16 protein-coding genes and 1 pseudogene are annotated in these 17,348 nt (G+C 39.8%); 7 read left to right on the top strand and 10 right to left on the bottom strand.

Translation table 11 applies throughout. The features are described 5' to 3' along the window. Positions 1-102: 102 nt before the first annotated feature. Positions 103-1,611 (bottom strand): glycerol kinase GlpK, encoded by a 1,509-nt coding sequence (gene glpK, locus PGX00_RS20450; protein ID WP_272140032.1) that lies wholly within the window; start codon positions 1,609-1,611, stop codon positions 103-105. Between the two features lie 293 nt (positions 1,612-1,904). Between glpK and PGX00_RS20445 the strand changes: the two genes are divergently transcribed. The 3 genes from PGX00_RS20445 (at position 1,905) to nrtS (ending at position 3,931) form a co-directional block, all read left to right on the top strand. Continuing rightward, positions 1,905-2,339, top strand: a complete 435-nt coding sequence (locus tag PGX00_RS20445; protein ID WP_272140030.1) for a hypothetical protein — start codon at positions 1,905-1,907, stop codon at positions 2,337-2,339. A 2-nt stretch (positions 2,340-2,341) separates the two neighbouring features. Then, complete coding sequence (locus PGX00_RS20440; RefSeq protein ID WP_322107887.1) at positions 2,342-3,610, top strand: ATP-binding response regulator; 1,269 nt, start codon at positions 2,342-2,344, stop codon at positions 3,608-3,610. A gap of 75 nt (positions 3,611-3,685) precedes the next feature. Next, positions 3,686-3,931: a nitrate/nitrite transporter NrtS gene (gene nrtS / locus PGX00_RS20435; RefSeq protein ID WP_272140028.1), complete on the top strand. Its 246-nt coding sequence runs from the start codon at positions 3,686-3,688 to the stop codon at positions 3,929-3,931. 18 nt (positions 3,932-3,949) lie between these two features. Here nrtS and PGX00_RS20430 read toward each other — a convergent pair whose 3' ends face one another. Continuing rightward, on the bottom strand, positions 3,950-4,621 hold the full coding sequence (locus PGX00_RS20430) for a haloacid dehalogenase type II (RefSeq protein WP_272140026.1): 672 nt from the start codon (positions 4,619-4,621) through the stop codon (positions 3,950-3,952). Positions 4,622-4,790: 169 nt separating this feature from the next. Between PGX00_RS20430 and PGX00_RS20425 the strand changes: the two are divergent. Beyond that, positions 4,791-5,407 (top strand): annotated as a pseudogene (locus tag PGX00_RS20425) (DsbA family protein). A 112-nt stretch (positions 5,408-5,519) separates the two neighbouring features. Further along, a complete protein-coding gene (locus PGX00_RS20420; protein WP_272140024.1) occupies positions 5,520-6,650 on the top strand; it encodes a site-2 protease family protein in 1,131 nt (376 codons plus the stop codon). 40 nt (positions 6,651-6,690) lie between these two features. On the opposite strand, the gene PGX00_RS20415 is transcribed toward PGX00_RS20420, so the two are convergent. Beyond that, a complete protein-coding gene (locus PGX00_RS20415) occupies positions 6,691-8,676 on the bottom strand; it encodes a peptidase U32 family protein (RefSeq protein ID WP_272140021.1) in 1,986 nt (661 codons plus the stop codon). Between the two features lie 138 nt (positions 8,677-8,814). Beyond that, the gene (locus PGX00_RS20410) at positions 8,815-9,261 is read right to left on the bottom strand and encodes a hypothetical protein (protein ID WP_272140019.1); all 447 of its coding nucleotides are present in this window, start codon (positions 9,259-9,261) and stop codon (positions 8,815-8,817) included. Between the two features lie 559 nt (positions 9,262-9,820). Between PGX00_RS20410 and PGX00_RS20405 the strand changes: the two genes are divergently transcribed. After that, a complete protein-coding gene (locus PGX00_RS20405; protein ID WP_272140017.1) occupies positions 9,821-10,288 on the top strand; it encodes a YhcH/YjgK/YiaL family protein in 468 nt (155 codons plus the stop codon). A gap of 107 nt (positions 10,289-10,395) precedes the next feature. On the opposite strand, the gene PGX00_RS20400 is transcribed toward PGX00_RS20405, so the two are convergent. From PGX00_RS20400 to tnaC, 3 genes are all read right to left on the bottom strand, one after another. Further along, entirely contained in the window at positions 10,396-11,016 is a 621-nt protein-coding gene (locus tag PGX00_RS20400; RefSeq protein WP_272140015.1) for a LysE family translocator, read from the bottom strand. Positions 11,017-11,246: 230 nt separating this feature from the next. Then, the gene (gene tnaA, locus PGX00_RS20395) at positions 11,247-12,713 is read right to left on the bottom strand and encodes a tryptophanase (protein WP_272140013.1); all 1,467 of its coding nucleotides are present in this window, start codon (positions 12,711-12,713) and stop codon (positions 11,247-11,249) included. 70 nt (positions 12,714-12,783) lie between these two features. Beyond that, positions 12,784-12,876: a tryptophanase leader peptide gene (tnaC, locus tag PGX00_RS23080; RefSeq protein WP_407702400.1), complete on the bottom strand. Its 93-nt coding sequence runs from the start codon at positions 12,874-12,876 to the stop codon at positions 12,784-12,786. Between the two features lie 393 nt (positions 12,877-13,269). Between tnaC and PGX00_RS20390 the strand changes: the two genes are divergently transcribed. Then, complete coding sequence (locus PGX00_RS20390) at positions 13,270-13,494, top strand: DUF2798 domain-containing protein (protein ID WP_272140011.1); 225 nt, start codon at positions 13,270-13,272, stop codon at positions 13,492-13,494. Positions 13,495-13,575: 81 nt separating this feature from the next. Here PGX00_RS20390 and PGX00_RS20385 read toward each other — a convergent pair whose 3' ends face one another. The 3 genes from PGX00_RS20385 to PGX00_RS20375 all read right to left on the bottom strand — a co-directional run bounded on the left by PGX00_RS20385 (position 13,576) and on the right by PGX00_RS20375 (position 17,342). After that, complete coding sequence (locus tag PGX00_RS20385) at positions 13,576-14,904, bottom strand: alpha-amylase family protein (RefSeq protein WP_272140941.1); 1,329 nt, start codon at positions 14,902-14,904, stop codon at positions 13,576-13,578. Positions 14,905-15,438: 534 nt separating this feature from the next. Beyond that, the gene (locus PGX00_RS20380) at positions 15,439-16,632 is read right to left on the bottom strand and encodes a hypothetical protein (protein WP_272140009.1); all 1,194 of its coding nucleotides are present in this window, start codon (positions 16,630-16,632) and stop codon (positions 15,439-15,441) included. Further along, positions 16,632-17,342 carry an ABC transporter ATP-binding protein gene (locus PGX00_RS20375; RefSeq protein WP_272140939.1) on the bottom strand — a complete coding sequence of 237 codons (711 nt, stop codon included), beginning with the start codon at positions 17,340-17,342 and terminating at the stop codon, positions 16,632-16,634. Before PGX00_RS20375 ends, PGX00_RS20380 begins: the two co-directional genes overlap by 1 nt. Between the last annotated feature and the right edge of the window lie 6 nt (positions 17,343-17,348).

Here is a 17,348-nt window from a genome sequence, read left to right as displayed (position 1 = left end):
GTCTAGGTCACATAGAAAAAACCACCTTCAATACAATGAAGGTGGTTTTTTATTCTCTTTAAATAATCGTGTTTATCGCCATCTCACGACAATTCGGTGAGATCAATGCTCTGCATCAGACCAAGCTCGAACCGCTTTTACGGCTCTCTTCCATCCGTTATACCGCCCCGTTCGCTTATCTTCATCGTCGGCGGGTTCGAAAGTCTTATCAATTTCAGCTTTATTTCGCACCTCTTCAATACTGTCCCAATATCCTACCGCTAACCCAGCAAGATAAGCCGCCCCCAATGCAGTTACTTCGGTTACTTTAGGCCGGTGGACATTAGTATCTAAGATGTCGGCTTGATACTGCATTAAAAAATTGTTCGCGACCGCACCACCATCGACCCGAAGATCAGTAAGCTTAATACCCGAATCCGCTTGCATTGCATCGATAACGTCACGGCTTTGATAAGCAATACTTTCTAACGTCGCTCTAATGATATGATTTACGCCCGTACCACGAGTCATTCCCAAAATAGTTCCACGAGCGTAGGCATCCCAATAAGGGGCTCCAAGACCAGTAAAGGCGGGAATAACATAAACACCATTCGATGACTCTACTTGAGTTGCAAAGTATTCAGAATCCTTAGCGTTAGCGATCATTTTCATTTCGTCACGCAGCCACTGTATCGACGCTCCAGCCATAAAGACGGAGCCTTCCAGAGCATAAGCAACCTCACCTTTGGGACCGCAAGCCAACGTCGTTAACAAGCCATTAGAGGAAGATACTTTATCTTTCCCTGTGTTCATCAGTAAAAAGCAGCCGGTACCATAAGTATTTTTTGCTTGACCAGCCTCTACGCACATTTGACCAAACAGCGCAGCTTGTTGATCACCCGCTATACCCGCGATAGGTATGCGAGTACCTCCTCTGCCACCCAAATTTGCTTGACCATACACCTCGGAAGAGGCTTTGACTTCCGGCATCATAGAAAAGGGAATACCGAATTCATCTAAAATTTTACGATCCCATTCTAGGGTATTAATATTGAAAAGCATGGTTCGAGAAGCGTTAGTGTAATCCGTAACGTGAACTCTACCCTGAGTCATTTTCCATACAAGCCAAGAATCCACCGTCCCAAACAGTAATTTACCTTCTTCAGCTTGCTCCCGAGCCCCCTCGACGTTATCTAAAATCCATTTAACTTTTGTACCCGAAAAATAAGGGTCTAAAACTAGTCCGGTGTTGTCACGTACGTATTCTTCGAACCCTTCATGTTTTTGAAACTCTTCGCATATTGCGGCTGTTCTTCTGCATTGCCAAACAATAGCGTTATATACCGGCTTACCTGTTTCTTTATTCCACACGATCGTGGTTTCACGTTGGTTGGTGATCCCAATTGCTGCTATCTGATCAGTAGATATGCCTACTTGAATAAGTGCTTCAATTAATGTTGTTGTTTGCGTTGCGTAAATTTCCAAGGGATCATGCTCTACCCACCCTGCTTCTGGATAAATCTGAGTGAACTCTCGTTGTGCAACACTAACAACATTGGCATCGTGATCCAGTACAACTGCTCTTGAACTCGTGGTCCCTTGATCAATTGCAACAATATATTTGTTATCCATATGCAGAGCCTTCGTGTTTTTTCTTTATCTTTTATTAAAATTATACCAGACACCAAATACACACAAGAATGCGTATCAAAAACCACATTAGCGCCATTAGTGAAATAGTTATCATTACGAAACCATTATGCAGTTTACTTATAAAACCAAGACCTTCAACACCAAAAATCACCTGAACACACGCTCAATGTCACAATTATTTAACTTAAATGAACATTTGTAATGCTCGAACGAAACATTCGTTCGGTTTTTATTGAACTAAGATCCAGGCTTAGCATTATCAAGGCATTTACATGGGAGTGATGCTATTTACGGATGTTGAGTATTTCAACAACATAGCCCCTATAAATGCGATTAATTTAAGGCTTGAAAAGATGTTGTTCCCACAAAATTGTTTAGATATCACCATGCTCTCAAACCTAGTTTCTACTAGCATCAACAATGAAGAGCAACTCCATCTGATATCCTACATTATCGATGATGTCGAGGCAGTTATATGCGCTAAAGATACAAAAGGTAGGCACTTCATCGCCAATAAATATTATGAAAAAAACGTAGGCGTAGACCGAAAAAACGTATTTGGTAAAACAGATGAAGAAATATTTTCATTTTCACCAGAAACAGCGAGAAAAATCAGGGAACGGGACGCAGAAATAATGCGAACCAAGAAAAAACTTCTTTTGAAGAACAAGTACCCTGCTCTTGTGGAGAAATCAAATACTATCTGACGATGAAATCTCCTATCTTAGATTCTAATGGTTCATGCGTTGGTATCATGTGTCTTGCTGTTGATATCAGTACACAAAAGATGCTAGAACAGAAACTAGTACGCGCTACCACCGCCAAAAACCTATTCCTTGCAAAAATGAGCCATGAGATTCGCACACCAATTAGTGCTGTAGCTGGTTATGTCGACCTTATCCATAATTCTGACCCATCACAGCATCAAAAATACCTTAGAAATATATCAACCTCTGTTGAACACCTATTAAACCTTGTTAATGATATTTTAGATATATCTTCAATTGAAGAAAATAAAATAAACTTAGCTCATAAAAAGTTCAACATACTTGAAATATTAAATAGCGTAATTTCCACCTTAAAGTTCAAATCTAATATCAACAAAATAAAAGTGGTTACGAAAATACAAGCCAATCAAAGTAAATATTTTGTTGGTGATGAAACAAGAATAAAACAGATTATTCTTAACTTAGTATCCAATGCTGTTAAATTTTCCAATGGGAAACCGATTGAAGTTAGAATTTCAATTGGTAAAAGTAAATATAATGAGAAAAAGAAAATTTCAATAATGGTGAAGGATCAAGGATGTGGGGTAAATACATCCAATAGAGAAAAAATCTACCAAGCCTTTAGTCAATTAGGAAGCTCTGAGAGCTACTTCGAGGGAACTGGCCTTGGGTTAGCAATAGTAAAAGAACTATCTCAACTGATGAATGGTTCTGTGAAAATTTTTTCAAAAGAAGGTCACGGTACTCTTGTCGCAACCGCGATACACCTTGAAGAATCCGATCGAATAAACCATCAAGCCCCCAAGTTTACGGTGTATGACTCCAGCGAAAGCAAATTACTAAAAAATAAAACCATTTGCATTGCAGAAGACCAAACATTCAACCGTGAAATTCTTAAATTAATGGCTCAAAATGAGGGTGCAAAAGTAATTGCCTATGAGGATGGCGATGATTTAATTAAGGCCGTTAAGTCAAACCATTTACCCGCGAAGATCGATTGTTTTTTTCTTGATATCCATATGCCCATTATGAGCGGCATTGAAACCCTAAGCGTACTAAGAGAGTTTAAGGAATACGAAAAGACACCAGCTTATTTCATTACTGCTGATGCGGTACAAGACAACCTTGAGCGCTATCGTTCAAATGCTTATAACCTCAGTGGGATCTACTTAAAACCACTAAAACGACAAGAGCTTATCCATTGCGTAAACAATAGCATTGAGCTAACCTTGAACGACAGTTCATCATAGATTATTGCCCATAACCCGTACGCGGTCCAACAGCGTCAATAACAACGTGCAATGCTTTGCAGAAGGAACATAAAAGTGCCGCAACAGACGAAAGTAAAGCTAGTACTCAATACTGCTTTTTCTGCCAAAATTGTCCAACGTTCATTGAAGGTATCTGCGGTTGTCGGCACAATCTTAATCGTTATAAATCACGGAGAAGCTCTGCTGGCAGGGAATATAGAACCTCAACGGCTGATAAAAATGGCACTAACCTATTGTGTGCCTTATTTAGTATCAACCTATTCAGCCGTCTCAACCACACTAGAAAATAATCACCCTTAATACTCACTCAAGCTCAGGTTAAATCTCTATCGCTTTCTCTAACATAGACAAGTTAGAAACGATTGCCGTGGGTTCGATTTCCCATGGATCAAATATCGCCTCATCGGATCGCTTAACCCAGGCCGATCTCAGACCTGCAGAGATAGCACCAGTAACGTCAAATGGATTACTGGAAATCAACCAAGCTTCGCTGCCCTTCGCATCAGATTCACGTAAAAAATGACTATATACGGCAGGATTGGGTTTATAAGACTGCATATCATCACAACTAATTACACCGATAAACAATTCTCTAATTCCCGCACATTCTAGGAGTTGATTAACCGCAGCCCGACTGCCGTTAGAGAAAGCGTACAAGCGATACCCACTCTGCTTTAGTTGTAACAGTGAAGCTGTTACATCATCAAAACAAGGTAAGGTTTTATATCCTTCTAATAAGACTTGTTTCTGCTCGACCGTTAAGCTAATTTTATGAAACGCACAACTATAATTAAGCGCATCGCGAGTACAAATGGCGAAATTTTTGTAGTTTTGCATTAAGCCTCGACGAAACGAATACTCTAACTGTTTGTTTCTCCATGTATGGGAAAACTCATCCGCTTTCTTCCCCATAAATTCTTTCAAAATAGCGGTAATTCCATGAGTGTTTATTAACGTTCCGTACACATCAAACGCGAGTGTTATTGACATTGAATCCCCCTAAGTAGATAGTGAACTTGCTGATTTAATTCAACTTACCAAACATTACAATATTAGAAGTATGGTGAAAGATGAAGTAATAACGGTTGTTTTCTACAGCTCACTACTTAATAAATTAGCATCGTTATGGATAACAAACATTTAAATAAGGAAATAATTAATGTCTTCTTTGCCAAAACTCTATTACGTGTATGACCCAATGTGTTCATGGTGCTGGGGGTATAAGCCCACCTGGGCTGAACTCGAAAAAAGCTCGCCAACCAGTTTGAAATTGTTTACCTACTTGGAGGATTAGCGCCCGATTCTGACGTCCCTATGCCCGAAGAAATGCAAAAGCAGATTGCATCGTATTGGAAAAAAATAGAAGACTATTTAGGCACTAAGTTCAATTATCAGTTTTGGCAAGAAAATACTCCTCGGCGTTCAACCTACCCTTCTTGTAGGGCTGCTTTAGCGGCAAGAAATCAAGGCGCAGAAAAAGAGATGTTATCTGCCATTCAACATGGGTATTATCTAGAAGCTCGGAATCCAAGCGATAATGAGATGCTCATCCAACTCGCAGATGAAATAGGTTTAGACACGGAAATATTCACCCAAGATCTCGTGTCAGACGAAACAAATCTCGCCTTGATGGAAGAGATCGGGTTCGCTCGTTCTATTGGTGCTAATGGCTTCCCGTCATTGTTAGTTAGAAAAAATGACAATATTGTAAATATCCCTATTGATTATCAAAATGCTGAAGTAACCATTAGCCAAATCAAGGAAGTTATAAAATGAGTCAATAATCACTAACCCAAGGTTAAAGCATCAAAGGTGATACTGAGTGACTCAAGTGATCCCAATTTCAGATTATTGGTTTGGTTAAAATTGGAAAGAAAAAGAGAACACATTGGAACTATTAAATATCGATTGTTTAGGAAAACCGCTTCGTCTCGAAGGGTCTTTAGCCGGTTGGCAGCAACTTTTTTGGGGAAATACACCTGTATCCGTTATACCAGCATCTACCGATAACCAAGGTATTAAAGAACATACATTTGAATTAAAGGTGCAAACCAAAAATACGGGGTCATCAACAAACGGCTCTGAAGAAGCCAATTTAGAAAAGACCATTACCGTCCGGTTAGTCACAGATTTAACTTGGCAACCATTTACTATTAACTATCAGCTATTTATCGATGAACAACCTTTAGTACAAGGCTCACGTGACACTAAGGACATCGAGCAACAAATTCCCGTAACACCAATAAAAAAACAGACAAAACTCAGTATAGTTGGCCTTGCATCATTAGGCTTCAAACTGCTGAAAAGCGCTAAGATCATCAAAGTTGTCTTGATGGGGGCGAGTGTTGCAGCCTATTCATGGTTGTTTTCATTCCAATTTGCATTAGCACTTATTGCCTGCTTAGTGTTCCACGAATATGGCCACATTCGCGCCATGAAATACTTCGGCATGAAAACCAAAGGTATTTATCTCATTCCCTTTATGGGTGGCCTTGCCTTAAGTGATGAACGCATAAACACTCGTTGGCAAGATGTGGTTATTTCTATAATGGGCCCAAGCTTTGGCCTATTAATGTCGGCACTGTCTCTTATTATTTATTGGATAACCGATGTGGATTTTTTTGCTGGCTTAGCCGCTTTTAATGCGTTGCTGAACCTTTTTAATTTACTGCCTATTTTGCCACTTGATGGTGGACATATATTAAAAAGCATCAGTTTTTCTATGAACTCAGTGGTGGGGTTAGCGCTGTGTATTGTAGGTGCGTCGTTAGGTGTCTACTTAAGCTATACCTTAAACCTGACCCTACTTGGATTGATGTTGCTGATTGGCAGCATGGAAATTGTTTTTGAATGGCGAAGTCGGCACGCTAGCCACCTTTTGCCCTTAGACAGATCAGGGCAAATCTTTTCTACTTGTTGGTATCTTGTCACTGTTACCTGCTTAATCGGCATAATTTGGTATTTAGCAGGTAGCGGTGATGCTATGCTTGGCCTTCCATTGAAGATTTTACAAAGCTAACCCGATGATTTTTATGGCAAGCCTTTGGCTAGTAAACGGTCTACAACCCTTTAATGTACTGGTTGTTGACCGTTCCAATGATATTGCTATCTAAGGCTTGTTTAGCGTTCTCTTTATGGCTAATTAAATCATTGAACATAGCAACTAGCTCCTCTTTTGGAGCGTTTGCTTTGGTCATTGTTTCAATGTCCCTCAGATCCACCATAAAGCCAGTAAACAGCTCTGGTAACTCCTCTACAACATTAGGATTGTAGAAATGGTTATTACCATACAGGGTATTATGGCTTCCTTTCTGCTTATCGATAATATACGACGATTCATTAAAGTTAATTATCGAGGTGTGCTTTTCACAGCGAGGTAAACAACCTTTGTTGATTTTCATCTTTTTACAGCCGCTGGTTTGCTGGAAGAGACATTGGCGACTGGTTAATAAGCCATTAGGGTGATAAATACTATGCAAGAGCTGAAATTCGTCAGGACGAACAATTCGTCTCATTTGAAGCCTTGTAATCTCATTTGAGATGAATGCGCCACTGCAATTAAATTCCTCTTTCAAGCATTTTAGAGCGTAGGAATTAACCGTATTAAATTGTGGACCCGCTATCCATGCAACGCCTTTTTCAGCCGCAAGATAACCAATACCCATGTTGTTAGTCACTATCAACTTTGGTTTGACTTCATCAATAAATTCGACAGCCGCATCATAGTCTTTATCGATCAGAACCGCAGGGAACCAAGGGATCAGCGTTGAATTAGATTGAAAAACGTCTACCATCTCTTTTAGCGAATAAGCCAGTGCATTGGGTAGCTCAAAATAGCAATCAACATTATCACTCTCCACCTTCTCTATGTCCGCTTTATTTGAAATCAATACACTAAGACGCGCATTATCATCCTGCGCAACATGTGGTGTTAATTTTGGTATCGTGTCTACACCACCAGCTTTTAGGCTGATTGCCGGTGATGACTGAACGTCGGACATCAGATTTTTAGTTTTTTCCTCCACCATGCGCATGATGTCGGTTTTTTTATCAAACAGATCTTGTTGGACTTTCTTTATATCCGCTTCAGCTGTGACACCGTATATTTTAACAAAGTGTCTTGAGGCATTGTCACGTGGATGGTTTATGTACATGTTTCTGCTAATTTCGCCTTGTAGATAACCGTCTGAAAAATCGCGGTTAAAAACCGTATAAAGCTCAGAAGTATCCGTTAGCAGATCACTACCTTCGCAGTAAGCATCAATCTGTTTACGCCAGTTATCCACTACCGTATAGACGTAGTGCGCTTTCTTAATTCGGCCTTCAACTTTAAGAGAATAAACACCAGCATCCGCCAGTTCTTTTAAATCTCCAAATGCAGAGTTGTCTTTCATATTTAGCGGATAATCACTACCGACATCCGTGGTTTGGTATTGATCACGGCATGGCTGGCTGCAACGCCCTCGGTTTCCGGAAGCGCCATTTCTCGCAGAGCTCATATAACAAAGCCCTGAGAAGCCAATACAATATGAACCGTGAACAAACACTTCCATTAATACGTTATGGTTTAAGCCAAACTGAGCCAGACGCTTTATCTCTGTGATATTTAATTCTCTAGAAAGATTTACTCGGCTAACGCCAAGCTTATTCATAAAGAGAATCTGTCCTTCATTATGGGTGTTGAGTTGCGTAGACGCGTGGACATCGAGCTCAGGGAAGTGATGTTTAAGGATATATGCAAGGCCTATATCTTGCACAATCACACCGTCTACTTTCGTACTAACGAGCTCTTTTAACAGACGGGTGATCGCCGGTATTTCATTTTCTAAAATAATGATATTGAGCGTGAGGAATATTTTACAATCGTGTTGATGTGCAACCTCAATAACTTCATTGAGATTCTCTAAACTCAGGTTTTCAGCTCTATTTCGGGCGTTAAATCTATCCAAACCACAGTAGATAGCATCAGCACCAGCAACAATAGCCGCTTTAATCGACTCTAAATCACCACCCGGTGCTAACAACTCAAATTGACTTCTATCCACGATTTTACTCACCTCACTCTTTTAGAGGCGGTATTCTACTGTGCTACAAACAATATTTCTCGTGAAATTTTAAGATAGTTTAACAAAGTAGTTAAATCGCAACTTCGCAGTGGTTTTTCACTACGTTAAGTACTCTTTCTAATGACGGCTAAGTATCTCTTTTAAAACGACAGACAGAGATCCTTCTACCTGTTTATTCTTCCCTTGCATTGCATCACGGTATTTTGCGTAATGATCGTCCATTAAGAATTGTAATTGCGCTTTTAGATCTTTTTCCGTGCAGCTTCTAATCACTTTTTTTAAATCATCCAAAGATTTACTCAAATACTCGTCCGCCAACACTTCTTTGTCATCTTCGTTTAGAAGGGTCAACTGCTTCAGTGCGTCTGAATAAGGATTGCTTAATGCGTATTCACTAAAGTCGTTATAGTCATATTTTTTAAGAACTCGAGCCATTATCGAATCTTTTTCGGCTATATACCCCAACATATCATTGACTATCACATTGCTGACACCTTCATCATCTATTTGGCAATTCGCGTTAACATTAAAGGATAGGATCAGAAGAAGTAACCATTTTTTCATTAAACAATTCCACACATTTTGTTATAAATTGGATATCAACGAACGACACAGAACCTCAAGCTTGGATCTGTTTAACGCTATAGCCAATATGAGAATATATAGGGCAAGATTCTAGGGTATTTTGTTTCTTTTTACTATTCGTATACTCAAAGAGGCGAAAGCAAAAGATCAGGCCGTTATATAGGCCACAAAAAACAAACCCCATCAACTAAATCAGTTGATGGGGTCTTTTGTTATTCTTCTGAACGGGTGTCGTATCCGAGTTTTATACTAACGCTAACACCGAAACAATCATTGCCAACGAGAACAGGCAAGTGCGCTCGATAAAACCTAGAGATTCATTATTTATCGTTACTGGCTTCATTCTTATATCTCCTCTATATATTTTGTATATACATTGTAATTCAAAATGTATGGCTTGTCTACGCTTATTAATTAAACAAAATCAATTTATTGATTTGTAATTATGCCAACATCCTATGAAAATGAGAGGAACCCCTTTTGTTGTTACTTACAATCCTGATATGCTCTTGTAATACAAATTAATATGGAAAACAGTATGCACACTGGTAACTTGAACAACCTCATTCTATCTTCGCAACTTCACCCTGCCGTTAAAGAGATCCTTAACATCGTGGCGGATAAAGTTAAAAACAATGATCTGCCAACAGAGAAACTCTACCTTCAAGAGGATGTTTTTCTATTTACTGCCGAAGTGGTCACTGAAACATTGGATATGAGACGTTCTGAAATACATCGAGATTTTATGGATATTCAGATACTACTGGAAGGAGAAGAGAAGTTTGGATATAGCTGTAAAGGCTACGAAACAATTACCGATGACCAACTTGATACTAATGATGTCGCGTTTGTAGACAACGTTATTGATGAGAAATATGTCGATCTAGCGGCTGGAGATTTCGCTATTTTTTACCCAAATCAGCCCCACAGACCCATGATTTGTGTTGATACACCTAAACCAATCAAAAAGATTATAGTTAAGGTCAACAAAAAAATTCTGTCTTAATTTTACCTGCTACATTAAGTCATACATAATACAGAGCCGGAATCAGTTCAAACACCAAACTGACTTTGGCTCAATTACCTTCGCAAACTCATTAAACTGAATCTAAACTAACTTACAAATAACCACACGCCCACACCCATCATAAGTGTCCCTGATATTCTATTCATAAATCGAACGTTTTTAGAATGACCAAGTACTCGCTTAAGGCCCTTTCCTCCCGTCGCATATAGCGTCATACAAATAAACTCTGACACCATAATAATCGATACCAATAGAACTAATTGGATAGTAAGTGGTTTGCTATTGTCGATAAACGGAGGCAGCAGTGACACCATAAATGCCCATCCTTTGGGGTTAGCAATGGCAGTAACAAAGCCCTGTACGACTAGATCCCAGTTTTTTCCAACCGGTACTTCTGTCGTCTCACTGCTCAGTGCTAATTTTCCTTTAGACAACCACATCTGAATACCTAAATAAAATAGATACGATGCGCCTATCGCTTTGAAAGCCACAAATAACCAAGGGTAATTAAGCATAACCGCTGCAATACCCAGCACGGCTGCAATAGCAACCAATGCGACACCAACTACTTCACCCGCCATCATCCATAGTGCGCGCTTATAGCCAACGCTCATTCCCAAACCGAGTGCCAGAGTCATGCACATACCCGGGGTAATCGACACAAAGAAAAATGTAGGGATAAAGACACTCAAAAGAGCCCAATTCATTGCGATATCCTTCTCGCTAATTTTGTTACTTGCAGCCCTTTAAAATAACGCGACTTTTTATAAAAAGATACAAGAATAATCGTATCGAATTGAAAGAGTTACCTTAGTGGTGTAACCATCATATGTGTTACCAAAACGTTATCGTGACTGCAACTATCGCGAGAACACGAAATCCCCACTTTCGTGGGGATAACACGCTCTCATGTTGAGCAGTATACTGCGTCTGTTAGTTATGCTTCCTGTAACTCTACTGCCTCTATATCAGCTTCTTGTTTCGAAACTTCAACTTCTTTAAGGCGGGCCGTAAAATGGCGAAGTACACTAGGTTCATAAGTAAAATCTAATCCCTTCACATTAAGCGCGTTCTCTTTTACCTTTTCGAAGGCTTCAATAATGAAATCCATATGGGTTTGCGTATACGTTGCACGAGGAATCGTTAAACGCAATAATTCAGCGGGACACGGATGTTGTTTACCCGTTGCAGGATCACGCCCAAGCAATAAAGACCCTATCTCCACGGCTCGAATACCAGCTACCTTGTAAAGCTCGCACGCTAACGCATGAGCCGGGAACTGCTCTGCTGGAATATGAGGTAATAATTTACCGGCATCAACAAAGGCGGCATGACCACCAGCTTGTTGGCAAACAATACCTACTTTTTCTAGTCCATCCACTAAGTATTGAACCTGACCAATTCGATAAGCTAACCAATCTTGACGCATGCCATCATATAACCCGACTGCTAAGCGCTCCATCGCTCCACCTTCTAATCCTCCGTATGTCGGAAAGCCTTCCTGAACAACACATAAAGTGCGACATTCAGTGAACACATCCATCATGGCATCATCTTTAAAGCAGAGTAATCCACCCATTTGTACCATGGCGTCTTTTTTCGCGGACATAGCAAGGCCATCCGCATACTTATAAGACTCTTTGGTGATAGCTTCAATTGACCAGTCTTGATAACCTGGCTCACGCTGCTGTATAAAAAACGCGTTCTCAGCATAGCGGGCCGAATCCATAATCACTGGGATATCGTACTTTCGAGCGATCTCATAGACACCCTTAAGGTTGGCAATTGAGACTGGCTGACCACCAGCAGAATTACAGGTAATAGTACTTACAATATAAGGAACATTAGCGGCACCAGCTTCGATGATAGCTTCTTCAAGCTTAACAAGGTCAAAATTACCCTTGAAGTCACCTTTAACTGAGGTGTCAAACGCGTCTTTGGTGTAGACATTTTTGGCCACACAGCAATTAATTTGGGTATGTCCTTGTGTGGTATCGAAGAAATAATTCGATAAAGCGACCATTTTACTGCGGTCTAAGCCTTTTTCCATTTGGCGTTTCTTGATAAGTACCGGAATGTAAATCTGCTCCGCACCGCGTCCTTGATGGGTCGGAATCGTCAGCTCATAACCAAATATATCTTTCACTGCATTGGAGAGTGCATAGTAACTACGGCTGCCACTGTATGCTTCGTCACCACGGAACATAGCGGCCTGCATCTCTTGCGTAATTGCACCAGTTCCACTATCAGTAAGCAGATCGATAAATACATCTTCACTGTCTAGTAAAAACGGATTCATCCCAGACTTAATTATCGCTTCTTCGCGGTACTCACGCGTAGTACGCTTAACAGGTTCGATAACACGAATACGAAATGGTTCAGGTAAGTGTTTGAAGTTTTCCATTGTTAATCCTTTGTTTTTCTTGTGCTTATAGGCACTTTTAATCATTTAAATTGAATAAAGTGAGTTAATTTTAGAAAAACAAAACGATAGGAAAATAACGAGAGATCTTATGATCTTCGTTATACCACCTAAGTTGAGGTGAGGTTTTATTGTGAGTATTCATTCATTTATCCTAGAAAACACTATTGTAAAAAAATATTAGAAATAGCCGTACTAGGGATTACTTGCAGAAAAAGAGAACAGAAAGTTTATGATCCAAATTGAACCATGACATTAAAGTCTGAAAAGAAGTGGATTGCCATTTTAGGTACACGCTCATGAACCGTTCCTATGCAATAAGCCGTGGGGTAAATAACCTGACCATAGTAGATAACAAAACCATTATTGTCTACATTAGTGTTCAGTTGGAATGTTGAGAGATCTATACCGAATAAATGACATAAAATCGGATAGTTACCAAGGTGGACAATCTACAGATTGATGCATTAGCTTATTCTGATATACTTTCGACTAAAGTAAATTCAAATATAAGAATAAAAAGAGGCTTGTAAACAATATGTTTCCTAAACGTTTTTTACCCATTGTTGCACCACTGTTGATGTCGATTTTTATGGTAACGCTAATGACAGCCGTCATTACCCTAGCAAATACGGGCTTCGATGAAGGTTATTTCATGCGTTGGGGTAAGGCGTTTACTATCGCATGGCCGATAGCATTTTCATTTATCTTCTTATTCTCAAAGCGAATTGCAGCACTTGCCCAGCGATTATGTAGTTTGTAGTTTTACCGTTGAAAACCTAAACAACTTTGCAAGAAAACAAGATTACCCATGTCTTAGGTAATCTTGTCTACAAACTATGAATCAATCTGCAATAATCATCATCTTGCAACTTTGCGGTTCAAGCGTAAAATTAAACTCCCCTTTGTCCACTTTCATTTCGGAATCAGTGAGTAAATCGTACATATCTTTTTGCCAATCTATACTAATTTCTATGGTTTTATCCGATTTGTTTATTGCAACCAGTCCTTTATCTCCACGAGACAATATTAGGAAATCTTCATCACCAAGAACTCGCTTCATCGGTTCACCGTGCGCATAGTTATGAAACGCGATCATCTTCGCCATTTTCGGGTCCTTCCAAGCATTAAGCCATCTTGGCTGACCTTTTATATCTCGTATCCCACTTGTATCTAAGTCTGTGTAGATCAGAGGAACGCCACCGTCTCTACCAAGAATATAACAGTAGGCTAGCCATTCACTTGTTTCATCCATAATTAGATTTAGGAACACATCGTTATTTGGAATATCGTGTGTAATAACAAAGGTTATCGCGCGGTTATTCGATAGAGCTTGACCAAAAGTGTAAGGGTTAATTAAAGACGTCATATCCCCCGAGGGTTTAAACGCTTCAAATACCGTATTGAATAATGGAAAATCATACGCACCCAGTTGCGTTGATTCCAAATAAGGCTGAAGAAATATCTCGTACTCTTCTTTTGTCGCACCACCGTCGGTAATGATCTCACCGAAGATATGCACGTCCTGCATAATCTCTTCTGTCCAAACCTTACACAAGTGCTCTAGGGTCATATGCTTTGCAGCATCAATGCGAAAACCGGCAACACCCATTTTTTTCAATGCTTTTAAGTAAGCTTGCTGTTGCTTCACAACATGCTCATTATCACGCAAAGTCGGTAGCCCTGGGTCCTCTTTACCACCCGTTATACGACCATTTTGCACCTGCCACTTATCTTTCCAATCTTCAATGCCGAACGCTTCAACAAAATCATCTTCCGTAAAAAGAGGTTGGCTTAAGTCACCGAATAGCTTCAGTTTTTGAAACTCTTCCCAGTGAGTGCGATAACTTTGCCTGTCAAATTCATTAGGGTAATCGAGATCAGGCCTTAGATAGGCTTCATTAGCCATATGATTAAAGACTACGTCCGCATAAACTCTCACACCAAATTCACTTAGTGTTTGGACCATAGTAATGAAATCTTTAGTATTCCCGAGCTGATTATCAATTACTCGATAATCTTGAGGCTGGTAGCGCTGCCACCACTGCGTACCATCTTTATGAATAGCCGATTTCATGGGTGGTGAAACCAATACCGTTTTATAACCTAGTTCACTGATCTGTTTAGCATTTTTAGTGACATCTGAATATTGCCAATCAAAGGCATGAAGCATAACGTCAGTCTTGCCGAAAAGTAGATCATATTTCTTAGAGAAACTTCGATTCTCTGAATTAAAATTAGTCATTGCTCTCTCCTTCTATGAGAGCTTGCTTGAGAATATCATCGGACACATTTCCGATAGGAGAAAAAGCAAGCTACTTGGAGCAACTAGGTAACGCGATAAGCGCGCTGACCTAATACTGTAAGAATTGGGTGCATTATAAATACCAACATGAGAAGTAAATCACCCTTTTGTGTAAAAATTCAGGGGTAGTAATGGGGGCGTAGAGTGTTTATTAAACAGATTCTTGGATAAAAAATGGCTATTTTTTGCACTTCACGTTTTATCTTGAAAAATAATCAAAGATTATCAATCAGTTAAACAAATAAATAATTTGATCATTATTTAATCAAATAGAATACTGACCATTTATTTATATAGTAAATAAATGAATCCCTAAATATGAACTTTTTATGACACAGATAAATTTAAAGATATTTTTGATTGGAATTGGTTAATTTTTCACCAACTCGGGGCAAGTATGCACTAAAAACTCCATTTCACTTGCGCAAAAATGAGGGTACTCGAAGATTCAGAAAACAAGCTATCGCTCTCACCAGCAAAATATTGGACAACACCTAGTAGTTGCCAGTTATTAGATAAGGAATAGTTATTCGAAAGACCCAAGAAGCATGATCCATCTTGGTAATAGATATTCGATAAGGTGATTCGACTTAAAGCTGAAAGGTCAAAGCTTGCATCCAGATAGCTAGTGAACTCAGTGAAACTTAATGTTTTGGCCGTTAGAGGTAAACGGAGAAAAGCGGTTGCATTTATTGGCTCTTGTGGATTTGAGTTATGCAACAATGCCCCTTTTATCATCCAGTTGCCTACTCCTGCAAAACTGTAATCCATTTCGATGCTTGAAATCGTTGCGCCAGCTTGCTCTACGCCTTGCCAAACCTTCTCTGTAGGGTCGAAATAACTGATCTCCGCCCTCAAGCCTGCGCCTTTTATATCCCCTGCAATGCCGGTACCTATAAAATGGTCTAATCGAGCTTTACCCATTAACACCTGCGCATCCCATTGAGCGACATTAAATAAATACCTCGCTGCATAGCTGTTTAATTGATTTTGTTTATTTGGGCTATAAACAACATCAAAATTACTCGCATAACCAAGTTTTTTACTTAACAACACAGCATCGGTACCCGGCCTCTCTTCGTAATCAAAGTCATAAACAGAATAAGAATTAAAAACATCGTTTGGATTCCATATTGTCGTCATACCCCAATTTATACGAAATCGTCCCCCAGTAAACTGCCAATCCGCCTTTGTCCAGTCAATATAGAGACGATCGAACTGGCTGTTGCCAACGTAACTGTCGTCAGCATTGTGGCCACCAAAGCTCCAATTTTTTGATAAATCAAAGTAACCCGTATCCAGTTCTATATAATCGGCATAGTAGGGGTTTTCTGCAGAGTCACCCCACATAAATCGATTTCTCATCCCTACGTTAAAACGTAAGGATGAATTGAATCGATATTCAAAATTGAATCGCTGATGTATCAGATTATCGAATAAGAACTCACCCGAATCAGGCAGTGTTCCCGTCCCCATATACTTAACATAACCATTCAAATCCCACGCTTTAGCAGGCTGTAAGCCCGGAATAGCCGCATGAGAAAAAATCGGCAATAGCAGTAATAATAACCCTATATATAAACGTAATCTGTTCATTAGGCTAAGGTATCTATACCGTTGTTAGTGTTAATGCGGTCTTCCTTAAGTTGACCATCTTCAAATACAATCACGCGTCTGGCGCGCTGTATCACTCTTGGGTCATGGGTAGAAAAGATAAAAGTGGTGCCTTCTTTTTCATTGAGCTGTTGCATAATATCGAGCAATTCCGCAGTACTTTTCGCATCAAGATTAGCGGTTGGCTCATCGGCCATAACAAACCTTGGCCTAGGCGCTAACGCCCGCGCCACCGCGACACGCTGCTGCTGTCCACCCGACAATTTATTTGGCACTTTATTCAATTGATTTTCTAATCCTACTTGCGTCAACAACTCCTTCGCTCGACTTAAACACGCTTCATTACTCTGACCTTGTAATTGCATGACAAATTCTACATTTTCTACCGCAGTGAGCACTGGTAAAAGACTGTAATCTTGGAAGATAAAACCGATATTATCCCGTCGAAACGCTATGAGTTCTTTCTCTCTTAACGTGCAGATATTACAGCCATCAATATTCACTTCGCCTGAAGTGGGCTTATCAATCCCACCCAACATATTTAGCAGCGTCGTTTTTCCAGACCCCGAAGGCCCCATCACCGCGACAAACTCACCCTGATCAATAGTTAAGTCAAGATTTTGCACCGCGTGGACAGGGTAATCCGTCTCTTGATTGTATGTTTTGCACAAACTCGTTATCTGAATAGCCATATTCAC

Source organism: Vibrio algarum (assembly GCF_028204155.1).
GTDB classification, from domain to species: domain Bacteria; phylum Pseudomonadota; class Gammaproteobacteria; order Enterobacterales; family Vibrionaceae; genus Vibrio; species Vibrio algarum.
The sequence above is the reverse complement of the archived record's forward strand: the minus strand, read 5'-3'. Positions and strand labels throughout refer to the sequence as shown.

Coding starts and splice junctions, on each gene's coding strand:
- glpK (WP_272140032.1), bottom strand. CDS start 1,611: ATGGATAACAAATATATTGTTGCAATTGATCAAGGGACCACGAGTTCA.
- PGX00_RS20445 (WP_272140030.1), top strand. CDS start 1,905: ATGGGAGTGATGCTATTTACGGATGTTGAGTATTTCAACAACATAGCC.
- PGX00_RS20440 (WP_322107887.1), top strand. CDS start 2,342: ATGAAATCTCCTATCTTAGATTCTAATGGTTCATGCGTTGGTATCATG.
- PGX00_RS20430 (WP_272140026.1), bottom strand. CDS start 4,621: ATGTCAATAACACTCGCGTTTGATGTGTACGGAACGTTAATAAACACT.
- PGX00_RS20410 (WP_272140019.1), bottom strand. CDS start 9,261: ATGAAAAAATGGTTACTTCTTCTGATCCTATCCTTTAATGTTAACGCG.
- PGX00_RS20405 (WP_272140017.1), top strand. CDS start 9,821: ATGCACACTGGTAACTTGAACAACCTCATTCTATCTTCGCAACTTCAC.
- PGX00_RS20400 (WP_272140015.1), bottom strand. CDS start 11,016: ATGAATTGGGCTCTTTTGAGTGTCTTTATCCCTACATTTTTCTTTGTG.
- tnaA (WP_272140013.1), bottom strand. CDS start 12,713: ATGGAAAACTTCAAACACTTACCTGAACCATTTCGTATTCGTGTTATC.
- tnaC (WP_407702400.1), bottom strand. CDS start 12,876: ATGAATACTCACAATAAAACCTCACCTCAACTTAGGTGGTATAACGAA.
- PGX00_RS20390 (WP_272140011.1), top strand. CDS start 13,270: ATGTTTCCTAAACGTTTTTTACCCATTGTTGCACCACTGTTGATGTCG.
- PGX00_RS20385 (WP_272140941.1), bottom strand. CDS start 14,904: ATGCTTCATGCCTTTGATTGGCAATATTCAGATGTCACTAAAAATGCT.
- PGX00_RS20380 (WP_272140009.1), bottom strand. CDS start 16,632: ATGAACAGATTACGTTTATATATAGGGTTATTATTACTGCTATTGCCG.
- PGX00_RS20375 (WP_272140939.1), bottom strand. CDS start 17,342: ATGGCTATTCAGATAACGAGTTTGTGCAAAACATACAATCAAGAGACG.